Below are 503 nucleotides of genomic sequence, written 5' to 3' on the forward strand. Positions count from 1 at the left end.
AATGCACTGCCGGGCAATGGAAGGGGCGATCGGCAAAACCCGGCAAATCGGCTCGCCCCCGTACTCGGCCCGGTGATCGTTTATGAACCCGATCATCGTTTCAGTGGGCGGTCGAGCGCCGTCCCGTTGCGCGACAGCACATGCTTGCATGTGTGAGAGCGGGAGCAAAATACGCAGATGCTTTCTTCAGGATTTCGTTGTCCTGTCGACGCTCCCGCACCTCGCGTTCCAGTTCCTTGATCTTGGCGCGCTCCTCCGACGTCACGCCATCTCTCTGGCCGGTGTCGGCCTCTTCCTGCTGAACCCAACGCCGCAACGTATCCCGGCAACAGCCAATCTTCGGCGCAATCGCCTTGATCGCCGCTGCTTGGCTTTCGTAACTGCCCTGATTTTCGAACACCATCCGCACGGCCCTTGCTCGTGTCTCAGGTGAATAGCGGCTCGCTCTGTTGTCTCTTTCAATGACTCCAATCCTTCCCAGATTTGGAGCCTCCGGAAAACCC

1 pseudogene and 1 other annotated feature are annotated in these 503 nt (G+C 58.8%); the pseudogene reads right to left on the minus strand.

Features of this window, described 5'->3' with window-relative positions:
- Positions 1-403: pseudogene (locus Q1A43_RS22410) on the minus strand (hypothetical protein); the annotation flags it as partial.
- Positions 22-133: a sequence feature (AL1L pseudoknot), on the minus strand. (Overlaps the previous pseudogene by 112 nt.)
- Positions 404-503: the final 100 nt, after the last annotated feature.

It is taken from the genome of uncultured Pelagimonas sp., assembly GCF_947498515.1.
Taxonomy (GTDB): domain Bacteria; phylum Pseudomonadota; class Alphaproteobacteria; order Rhodobacterales; family Rhodobacteraceae; genus Pelagimonas.